We start from the raw sequence: 681 nt of genomic DNA, 5'->3' as shown, positions 1-681 counted from the left end.
GAATCGGATACGGTAGCGCGCATAGGTGGTGATGAGTTTACGGTGATTCTCTGTAATGCGCAAACAACGAGCAGCAAAGACCGCGTGGCTAGAAAAATTATTGATGAAATAGCTCGTCCATTTTCAATCAATTGTGGAAAAAATTACACGGTAAGTTCCAGCATTGGTATCGCTATCTATCCAGACCACGGAGAAACAGCAGAGCAGTTGGTAAAAATTGCCGATACTGCAATGTATTTGGCCAAACAAAGTGGAAAGAACTGCTGTCGTTACATTAAACCGCCATCGTTGCACTTTGAATTTGAACCGGGGCTATAAATATGCCTCATATTGAGTGAACCACCCTCGCCTAAAGGCGAGGGCTTCGAATTACGGCTCAAGCCGATTTGGTCGGCACAAGGCCGACTGAAGTCAAAATCAAAAACGAACTCATTTTTCATGGATTCGTTATGCTGGAACGAAGATCAAACCCTACCGCCTGAAGGCGGGGGATTTACGGATCCCTGAAAGGCGACTTTAAAACTTTATCCCTAACATTTTTGGGAAACATCATGGTTAAATTAGGTAATTTTGAACAAAGAATACAACCCCATGATTTACTTTCACCTGAATCCGTGTTCCAAACCCTTAAAAACATATACAACCGTTTGAATTGATGAGATAATTAGTCATATTCATTCT

The 681-nt window shown here is 41.9% G+C and carries 1 protein-coding gene; it reads left to right on the top strand.

Features of this window, described 5'->3' with window-relative positions:
- A partial coding sequence (locus M6F29_RS11995; protein ID WP_298160235.1) for a diguanylate cyclase domain-containing protein occupies positions 1-318 on the top strand: 318 nt, incomplete at its 5' end.
- Positions 319-681: the final 363 nt, after the last annotated feature.

It is taken from the genome of Ferrovum sp. (genome assembly GCF_027317285.1).
GTDB lineage: Bacteria > Pseudomonadota > Gammaproteobacteria > Burkholderiales > Ferrovaceae > Ferrovum.
This window is presented reverse-complemented; position numbering and strand designations above follow the sequence as displayed.